Genomic DNA, 9,648 nt, shown 5'->3' with positions numbered 1-9,648 from the left:
CCCATCACCATAGTGAAGGGCAGCGCGCCGATGATCATCGCGTTGCGCAGAGCGTCCATCGGGTTGTTCTCACCCGCTGCAAGGATCAGCGCGCCGATCACCGCCAACAGGATCAGACCCCAGATGATGCGGTGCTTGATGCCCGTCTCCTGGCTGCCGCCCGACATGATCGTGTTCATCACCAGGATGCCCGAATCCGCCGAGGTCACCAGGAAGGTCATGATCAGCACAACGCACATCACGTTCAGCATCGACAACAGACCACCGTCGATCATGTAGGACAGCGTCACGAACAGCTTGTTGGTGTTCGAGGCCCCGATGATCGCGCCTCCGGCTTCACCGGCCAGTTCCAGATCGATCGCGGTGCCGCCCAGAACCGTCATCCATGCAAAGCAGACCAGCGCCGGTGCGAAGACACAGCCCAGGATGAACTCACGCACGGTGCGACCCTTCGAGATGCGCGCCAGGAACAGGCCAACAAAGGGCGAGAACGCAATCCACCAGGCCCAGTAGAACGTGGTCCAGCCTGCCTGCCAGCCAAACTGACGACCCTGCTCACCGGCGGCATAGGCCGCGGCCAGAGTGGCCTCGTCGAGTTCCGCTGCCGCGCCTTCCAGGCCGCTCTTGAAGCCGTCATAGCTGCCCCAGGCATTGGTCGCGCCACCCATCAGGGCATCCGCATGGGCCTGAGCCTCGGCCGGTAGAGCCGCTGCAAACGCCTCGGCCGAGAGCGGGCCGTAGGCGCCAAAGCTCAGCGACAGGAAGTGCAGGATGTAGTCCACCAGCGCGGTGCCATAGGTGGTCATCGCAAAGACGAACGAGCCGAAGACGACAAATGTGCCCAGCAGGATGATCGACAGCACCAAGTTCAGGTTCGACAGGTACTTAACACCCCGTCCAACACCCGACACGGCCGAGATGATCGACAGGCCCATGATCACCAGCAGACCTGCAATCAGGCCAACCTTCGACGGGGCCGGAACTTCACCATTGAGGTCCATGATCCACTCCATCCCGGTGATCGCATAGACACCGTCGATGAACTGGCTGACGCCATAGCCGATGGTGACCGACACACCCAGGATCGTTGCCACAACGCCCAGAACGTCGACCACATGGCCCAGGAAGCCGTTCATCAGCTTGCCGAACAGCGGCGTCAGCGCCGAGCGGATGGTCAGCGGCATGTTGCGCGTATAGGCGTAATAGGCCAGCGACAGGCCGGTCACCACGTAGATCGCCCAGGCGTGGAAGCCGTAGTGCAGATAGGTGTAGCGATAGGCCGACTGGACCGCCTCGGGCTCATTGCCTGGGACGTCGCCAGCGACAACCACGGGGTTCGAGCCCCACAGGCCCAGAGGCTCGGCGGTGGCGAACACCATCAGGCCCACACCCAGACCCGCCCCAAACATCATCGAGAACCATGAGAAATTTGAGAACTCGGGCTTTTCGCCGGGCGTCCCCATCACCCGCTTGCCGGTGGCCGGCAGCAGCGCAACGATGGCCAGAAAGAAGAAAAACAGCCCCACGATGACCACGTAGAAGCTGTTGAAGACCTCCAGAATCTGAGAGTTCCAGCTGCCCAGAGTGCTATTCGCGTTCGCCGGAAAAATCAGCGCCCAAAGCACAAGGGCTACCATCACACCCTTACTGATCAGCGCAATCGGAACGCTGTTATTCTCATAAAAACCACTATCCGCGGTCTTAATGTCCAAATCCGTAAACGGTTCTTTAATCGACATCAATTTCCTCCCATTTTTCGTTTTTTGCAGCCGTTGCACCCCGGACCATCCGGCATGCAACGGCACTGTTCCTAAAGTGCTAGGACCAGACGGTCCGATTTCGCCCTGGAGACACAGGTGCATAGGTAGCTGTTCGAGGCTTGTTCCTCGGGAGTCAGAATGCCGTCCCGGTGATCCACCTCACCTTCGACGACATCCACCATGCACGAACCGCACAAACCTTCGGAGCAACCGAAATCCACATGAACTCCGTTGGTTCTTAGGACCTCGAGAATGGTTTCATCTTTCAACACCTTGAAGACAGCTCCCGTCGACTGGACCTCGACCTCAAAGCTGTCGTTGGGCGCGTGCTCGATATCGGAAGCAGCCGCAAAACGCTCAAAGTGAATGGCCCCACCGCGCAGAGCGCTGCCAGACTCGAGGACCGCGTTCAGCATCGGTTCCGGACCGCAAGTGTAGACATCAGCGCCCATCGGCATGGATTGCATGACAGCGGTCAAATCGAACTGCCCGTCTGTGTCGTCGCAATGCAGATGGTACCACTCATCCAGACCCAAAGCGCGAAACTTGTCATCCATCGCGGCTAGATCTTTGGATCGGACCAAGTAATAGACCCGGAAATCCTGGCCCCGATTCAGCAGCTCACGCGCCATCGCGACCATCGGGGTGGCACCAATACCGCCCGCGATAAGGGTCACGTGGCGATCATGGCTTTCAAGCTTGAAGTGGTTGCGCGGACCTCCGATGGCGAGTTCGACCCCCTCTTCCAAGGCGTGCATGGCCAGCGACCCCCCGCGACCACCATCCTCGCGCTTGACGGCGACGTTCAGGGTGCGACCGTCCTGGCTCCAACTCCAGAGAGAATACTGACGCACCAGATCGTCACCAAGGTGGATATCCACGTGCGCGCCGGGTTCAAGTCCGGTGAAACGCCCCTGTTCGATTTCAAAGCAGAAATCCGAAGTGTCCGAACTGAGTTCAGTTTTTCGGATCAGACGCGCTTTCTGGGTGTTCATCGGGCAACTCATCTTATCTTTCGCCGAAAAGAACCGCAGAAAGGCGGTCATAGTGTCGGCCTTGGTGTTGACTACTACCTGGCTTGGGTCGGGGCGCGCCTCGGAGGGAGGGCAAAGAACTGCAATACCGCCCTTGGAGAAAGGCGGAACTTCATCGGGCGCAAAACTGCAGAAAAAAAGATAGTTTTCAATTGCAATATTTTTCGCGCTCAGGTGAAGGTAGCTCAATCAAAAACCTCAGAGCCACGTATCCCTCATGTCGCGACGCCACTACAATCTACCTCCGCTTGCCTCGCTTTCTGCCTTCGAGGCTGCCGCCCGGCACCTCAGCTTCAAGGTTGCTGCAAGCGAATTGTCCGTCACGCCCGGCGCTGTCAGTCATCAGATCAAAGCGCTGGAGGCCGAGCTGGCATCCCCGCTTTTCATACGTAAGCATCGCGGCGTTGAACTGACCGAGGATGGCGCGGCGCTGCTAGAGGCACTGGGAAGCTCTTTCCTGAAAATCTCGAAAGTTCTTGAGCAGATTCGCAGTGGGGATTCCGACAATCATGTCACCGTGGGGTCCACAACAGCGGTTGCTGCCTTGTGGCTGTCCCCATCTGTCATTCGGTTTTGGCAGGACTATCCGCACGTAAAAGTGAACCAAATGGCCGAGGATACTTATTTCGCAGATCGTTCTGACGTGGACTTTTTCATTCGGTATGGCAAAGACCCGAATGCCTCTCTGCCGCATACCAAGCTGTACCGGGATATCTTGACACCCGTTTGCAGCCCCGAACTGGCGGAAGAGCTTAAAGGGGCCAACCTCAGGGACCTGACAGAACACCGCCTGATTCACCTTGCAACCAAACACAGCAACTGGACCACATGGACGGACTGGTTTCAGGCGTTAGGGTTTAATGAGAGTATTCAGACGCAGGCGCGTGTAAGCAGCTATGCTCTGGCCCTGCAGGTTGCCAGAAAGGGCGCTGGAGTCGCCCTCGGCTGGAAGCGTTTGCTAAAACCCATGCTGGATTCCGGGAAACTTGTGGCTTTAGAGGACTTCAACATACCTGCGCCGCATAACTTCTATCTGGTTGAACGGGAAAACGATAGCCTGTCAGAAGGGGCGCTGGCCTTGAAGGAATGGCTGCTGAAAGAGCTTGAGGAGAATTCGGTTTAGCTCCCCTCATCTATCGGTTAGGATTTTTAGTATTGAATGCAGGGCCTCTGCGCTGCCAATGGAGACCCAGAAAAACGCCAATTCAAAAGTCTTAGGAGTGACCGATGAACAAGCATGCACCGCTTTCGTCTGTTCTGACCCCGGTAAACACAGCAAAGGGGCTGCCGAACGCGCATTATATCGACCCTGAAGTGTTTGCCGAGGAACGCGACTCGGTCCTGTTTGCGAACTGGTCCGGGATCGGATTCGGCAAAGACATCCCAGAGGCAGGCGATGCCTATCCGATTGATTTCCTTGGCATGCCCCTGCTGATGGTCCGTGATCGCGACGGTCAGATTGGCGTGTTCCAGAACACCTGCCGCCACCGTGGCATGATCTTGGTCGACAAGCCTCAGAAAATCCGCGGCGCGATCCGCTGCCCCTACCACAGCTGGTGCTACGGCCTGAACGGTGAGTTGCGCACTGCCCCTCATGTCGGCGGCCCCGGTCAGAATACCCACGAAGATCTGGATTTCTCGGAACTGGGTCTGATCCGCATCCGTTCCTATGTCTGGCGCGATGTGATCTTTGTTAACGTCGACGGCAACGCCCCCGAGTTCGAAGAAGTTCACGGTGAGCTGATGGAGCGTTGGGAAGAGTTCGAACAGCCCATGTATCACGGCGGCGCAGGCGCGTCGGTCCGGCTTGAGCTGGATTCGAACTGGAAACTGGCGGTCGAAAACTTCTGCGAAAGCTACCACCTGCCCTGGGTTCACCCCGGTTTGAACAGCTATTCCCGTCTGGAAGACCACTACAACATCAACGAGCTGGGCAAATACTCGGGTCAGGGCACCCTTGTATATCGTCAATTCGAAGGGGAAGACGGCTCGAAACTGGCTGATTTTGATGGCCTGAGCGAGAAGTGGCACGAAGGCGCGGAGTATATCGTGGTCTACCCCAACACCCTGTTGGGCGTTCAACGCGACCACGGTTTTGCCTTCATCATCGACCCGATCACTCACGAGCGGTCGAACGAGCGGATTGAGCTGTACTATGCTCAGAAACCCGAAGACAGCCCCGAACATGAAGGCCTGCGCGCGCAAAACGCGGCGCTTTGGAAAACCGTGTTTGAAGAGGACGTCTTCGTGGTCGAAGGCATGCAGAAAGGCCGCCATGGCATCAAATTCGATGGTGGTCGCTTCTCGCCCGCAATGGACGGCCCCACCCATTGCTTCCACCACTGGGTCGCAACGCAGATCGAAAAGGCACGCGCGGAGGCATGACCACTTTTCTGAACGACGGCTTGGCCAGGAATTTCCTGGCCGGGTCGTGGGTGGAGGGCGACAAGGGCGCCTCCATCGCGGTGGAAGATCCCGGCAATCAGGATCACGTGGCGGACTGCGCGCAAGCCCGTGAGGAGTCGCTGGCTCAGGCGCTCGAAGCCGCCCGCGCCTCGTTCGAACGCGGTGATTTGGCAGATATGAAGCCGGCCGAGCGTGGCCGCCTGATGATCCGCATCGCGCAGGAAATCCGCAACCTCGCGGATGAAGGGGCAAAGTTGCTGTGCCGTGAAAGCGGCAAAACACTGGACGCGGCCCGGGATGAGTTCATCGAGGCGGCTCAGTATTTCGAATATTACGGCGGCGTCGCCGATAAGATCGAAGGCAAGTCGATCCCGTTGGGCCCCGACTATGCTGATTTCACCGTATTTGAACCCTACGGCGTGTCGGCGCAGATCGTGCCGTGGAACTTTCCTGTTTCGATCGCCGGTCGTTCACTCGCACCGTCCATGGCGGCGGGAAACTCGACCATCATCAAATCGCCCGAGCTGGACCCGCTTGCACTGGCGATGCTGGGCGTCGCGCTGGAACGCGCCGAGGTGCCTACCGGTGCGGTTTCGATCCTGAACGGTATCGGCTCGGATCTGGGCGCGAAACTGGTGGCAAGCTCGCAAGTGGATCAGATCGTGTTCACAGGATCAGTCCCAACCGGCCAGCATATCCTGCGCTCGGCCGGAGACAACGTGGTACCGTCGCTGATGGAGCTTGGCGGCAAATCCGCCGCTGTGGCCTTTGACGACGCGGATATGGATACACTGATGTCCAGCCTGAAAAGCGGTATATTCTACAATGCCGGTCAGGTTTGCTCTGCCATGGCGCGCGTGTTGGTGCATCGCTCGATCTACGATCAGGCCGTTGAACGTGCGGCTGCGCTGGCCAATGGCCTAAGCGTCGGCCACGGGCTCGAGAACCCTGATCACACTCCGGTCGTGTCCAGCCTGCAGCTGCAGCGCGTGGAAGAGATCACCTCGACCGCCCGTCAGGACGGTGCGCGGGTCGCAGCCGGCGGTGCGCGACTGGATCGCGAAGGGTATTTCATGGCCCCGACAATTTTGGCCGATGTCGACCCTGCCAGCCGCATCGCGCAGGAGGAGGTCTTTGGCCCCGTCACCTGCTTCACGCCCTTCGATACCGAAGAAGAAGCCGTCGCCATGGCCAATGGCACCGAATTCGGGTTGGTCGCGGGCGTCTTCACCCGTGATCTCGCCCGCGCCCATCGGGTGGCACGCAAATTGCGGGCAGGTCAGGTTTTTGTCAACGAATGGTTCGCCGGAGGTGTCTCGACCCCGTTTGGTGGCGTCGGCAAATCCGGCTTCGGTCGCGAAAAGGGGCTTGAGGCGCTCTACAACTATGTTCGCACCAAAAACATCGCCATTTCGCTAAAGGTATAGCCATGGATCTCGAAGCCTTAGACCGTGAACTGCTAGAGGCGCATGCCAATTGCGACCAAGAGGCTCTTGTGCGCCTGTATACGATTGCCGCCGACGAACGAGAGCTGGCCCAGGACATTGATGCCGCCTGTTTCTATCTAACCCACGCTTTCGTCTTTGCACTGGAATCCCGCCACCCAGAGGCAAGCAATCTGAACAAACGGCTGGCTGACTATGGCCGCGCCCACAGACTGGAGTTCTGAGCAATGTCGGCAAAGTCCAAGTGAAATAATATGCGGTACCCGGCGGTGCCCCGTATCCCCAAGAAGTGAATGTAGGCTGCGTCTCTGGTCAAACCGGGTTCTCAGTTGACGCGTTTAGAACAGTTATGGGTCTGAATCGACATATTCTTAACGAAAGACCGGTTCTGACATGACACAGCAAATCAGGAAGATGAAATGCGCGAAGAAGCACAGGCGGTAGTAATCGGAGGCGGGGTGATCGGTTGCTCGATCCTCTACCATTTGGCCAAATTGGGATGGTCCGATGTGGTCCTGCTGGAGCGGGATGAGTTGACCTCTGGCTCAACCTGGCATGCGGCAGCCAACATCCACGGTCTGCATGACAGCACCAATATCAGCCGCATCCAGCACTATACGATGAACCTGTATAACTCGCTGGAGGAAGAAACCGGCCAAAGCTGCGGTGTCTTCCAGCCCGGCTCGCTGTATCTGGCTCAGACCGAAGAGCGGGAACATCAACTCAAGCTGCAGGCGGCCAAAGCCAAGCTTTATGGCATGAACTTCTATGAGATCAGCATTGAAGAGGCGCAGAAGCTGAACCCGCTGGTCAATTACGAAGGCATCCGTTGCGTTATGTTCGAACCCGATGGCGGCAATGTTGACCCGTCGGGCGTGACCAACGCCTATGCGGTCGGTGCCCGCCAGCGTGGGGCCGAGATCCATCGTTTCACCCCCGTCACCGCGACCGAACAGCAGGAAGACGGCACCTGGATCGTCAAAACGCCCAAAGGTGACATCAAAACGCCTTGGGTCGTGAACGCGGCAGGCCTCTGGGGCCGCGAGGTGGCCAAGCTGGCTGGCATCGAGTTGCCGCTGCAGCCCACCGAACACCAATATTTCGTGACCGAGGCGATGTCTGACGTCGAAGGCCACGGCACCCGCCTGCCCTCTGTCTCGGACCGCGATGGCGAGTATTATCTGCGTCAGGAAGGCAACGGCCTGTTGGTCGGCGCCTATGAAAAGGACATGAAGTTCTGGGCCGAGGAAGGCACGCCTCTGGACTTCGCCCATGACCTCTTCCCCGACGATCTGGAGCGGATCGAAGAGAACATGATGAACGCGATCGAACGTCTGCCCGCAGTGGCTGAGGCCGGGATCAAGCGCGTTATCAACGGCCCGATGATCTGGTCTCCTGACTCTAACGTGCTGATGGGACCAGTACCCGAGGTTGATGGTTATTTCTGCTGCAACGGCATTATCCCAGGATTCTCGCAGTCGGGCGGCATGGGCCTGATGGCGGCACAGTGGATCATCGAAGGGGAAACCCAATACGACATGTTCGCATGGGACATGGCGCGCTTTGACACCTGGGCCACCAAGGAATTCACCAAGGCCAAGGTGCAAGACCAATACGCGCACCGTTTCGCCATTCACTTCCCGAACGAAGAACGCAGCGCAGGCCGCCCTGCCCGCGTGCGCCCTATCTACGAGACGCAGAAAGCCATGGGTGCTGTCTTTGGCCTAAACGTCGGTTGGGAACACCCGCTGTGGTTCGCTGATGAGCCGGGCGTCGTCGATACAAACGGCTTCACCCGTCAGAACTGGTGGGCCCCGGTTGGCGAAGAATGCAAGATGCTGCGCGAGCGTGCGGGCATCATCGATATTTCGAACTTTGCCAAATACATCTGCAAAGGCCCCGGCGCTGCGGATTGGTTGAATGCGGTCTTCGCCAACAACATGCCCAAGGCGATCGGCCGGTCCTGCCTGACCCCGCTGATCTCAAAACGCGGTGGCATTGCCGGGGACTTCACCGTTACCCGCGTGGCCGAGGATGAGTTCTGGGTTGTCGGATCGGGGATGGCCGAACGTTATCACAAGCGCTTCTTCAAGCAGGTCCCCCTGCCCGATGGCACCACACTTGAAAGCCACACCGAGGCTATGTGCGGCTTCAACGTCGCCGGTCCGAAATCGCGTGAGATCCTGCAGCGGCTGACCAACACATCGCTGGCGAATGAGGACTTCCCCTTCATGCGCTCAGCCAAGATCGAGCTAGCAGGCGTTGAACTTCTGGCCCTGCGTGTCTCCTTCACAGGCGATCTGGGGTGGGAGCTGCACTGCAAGACCGAAGATCAGGCGCGCCTTTACGATGCTCTGCTTGAGGCGGGCAAAGAGTTCGGCGCAGGCCCGGTTGGTAGCCGTGCCCTGATGTCGATGCGCGTGGAAAAGGGTTATGGCTCGTGGAGCCGCGAATACAGCCCCGAATACTGGCCGCATGAGGTGGGTCTGGATCGTCTGTGCAAGTTCGAGAAGGATTTCCTCAACAAGGACGCCGCCCAGAAAATGCTGGAAAACCCCGCACGTGAACAGTTGGTCTTGTTGCACCTGGATGAGGCCGACGTGACGGCCTCCAACGCGGACGCCACTGGCGGTGAGCCGATCTTCAAGGACGGCGAAGGCATCGGTCGGGTCACCTCGGGCACCTATGGCTATACCGTCGGTATGTCGCTGGCTTTGGGTTACGTCAAAAACGCCCAACCCGGAGACGAGGTTGAGGTTATGGTTCTGGGCCAACCTCACAAAGCCACCATCCTGCACGAGCCGCCCTTTGACGCAGCGGGTAAAGTCCTTCGGGGCTAAACGTCGAACAATCAAGTTTAAGCCAGTCCTTCTCTGGGCTGGCTTTTTCATTTCTGCACTAATGTCGCGTGGCACTGCAAAGGCGCATTCAACCCAGCTAAGCGCAAGCAGATTTCAGACAAACAAATGGCCAGCACCCCAAATGCTGGCCATTTTCGAGTGA

The 9,648-nt window shown here is 58.3% G+C and carries 7 protein-coding genes; 5 read left to right on the top strand and 2 right to left on the bottom strand.

What is annotated here, in order from left to right; translation table 11 throughout:
- Both ACP15L_RS19110 and ACP15L_RS19105 read right to left on the bottom strand, forming a co-directional pair.
- On the bottom strand, window positions 1-1,739 hold a 1,739-nt coding region (locus tag ACP15L_RS19110), incomplete at its 3' end, for a BCCT family transporter (protein WP_425085060.1).
- Window positions 1,740-1,810: 71 nt separating this feature from the next.
- On the bottom strand, window positions 1,811-2,755 hold the full coding sequence (locus ACP15L_RS19105) for a PDR/VanB family oxidoreductase (RefSeq protein WP_425085393.1): 945 nt from the start codon (window positions 2,753-2,755) through the stop codon (window positions 1,811-1,813).
- Between the two features lie 256 nt (window positions 2,756-3,011).
- Here ACP15L_RS19105 and ACP15L_RS19100 point away from each other — a divergent pair, with 256 nt between their 5' ends.
- The 5 genes from ACP15L_RS19100 to ACP15L_RS19080 all read left to right on the top strand — a co-directional run bounded on the left by ACP15L_RS19100 (window position 3,012) and on the right by ACP15L_RS19080 (window position 9,485).
- Window positions 3,012-3,917, top strand: a complete 906-nt coding sequence (locus tag ACP15L_RS19100; RefSeq protein ID WP_425085392.1) for a LysR substrate-binding domain-containing protein — start codon at window positions 3,012-3,014, stop codon at window positions 3,915-3,917.
- A 104-nt stretch (window positions 3,918-4,021) separates the two neighbouring features.
- Window positions 4,022-5,179 carry an aromatic ring-hydroxylating oxygenase subunit alpha gene (locus tag ACP15L_RS19095; protein WP_425085391.1) on the top strand — a complete coding sequence of 386 codons (1,158 nt, stop codon included), beginning with the start codon at window positions 4,022-4,024 and terminating at the stop codon, window positions 5,177-5,179.
- Window positions 5,176-6,627 carry an aldehyde dehydrogenase family protein gene (locus ACP15L_RS19090; RefSeq protein ID WP_425085390.1) on the top strand — a complete coding sequence of 484 codons (1,452 nt, stop codon included), beginning with the start codon at window positions 5,176-5,178 and terminating at the stop codon, window positions 6,625-6,627. Before ACP15L_RS19095 ends, ACP15L_RS19090 begins: the two co-directional genes overlap by 4 nt.
- 2 nt (window positions 6,628-6,629) lie before the next feature.
- Window positions 6,630-6,869, top strand: coding sequence for a hypothetical protein (locus ACP15L_RS19085; protein ID WP_425085389.1), 240 nt, complete (start codon window positions 6,630-6,632; stop codon window positions 6,867-6,869).
- 195 nt (window positions 6,870-7,064) lie between these two features.
- Window positions 7,065-9,485, top strand: coding sequence for a GcvT family protein (locus ACP15L_RS19080; RefSeq protein WP_425085388.1), 2,421 nt, complete (start codon window positions 7,065-7,067; stop codon window positions 9,483-9,485).
- Window positions 9,486-9,648: the final 163 nt, after the last annotated feature.

It is taken from the genome of Ruegeria profundi, assembly GCF_049800715.1.
Taxonomy (GTDB): Bacteria; Pseudomonadota; Alphaproteobacteria; order Rhodobacterales; family Rhodobacteraceae; genus Ruegeria; species Ruegeria profundi_A.
Note: the sequence above shows the minus strand (reverse complement) of the source record. Positions and strands in the feature narration are given on the sequence as shown.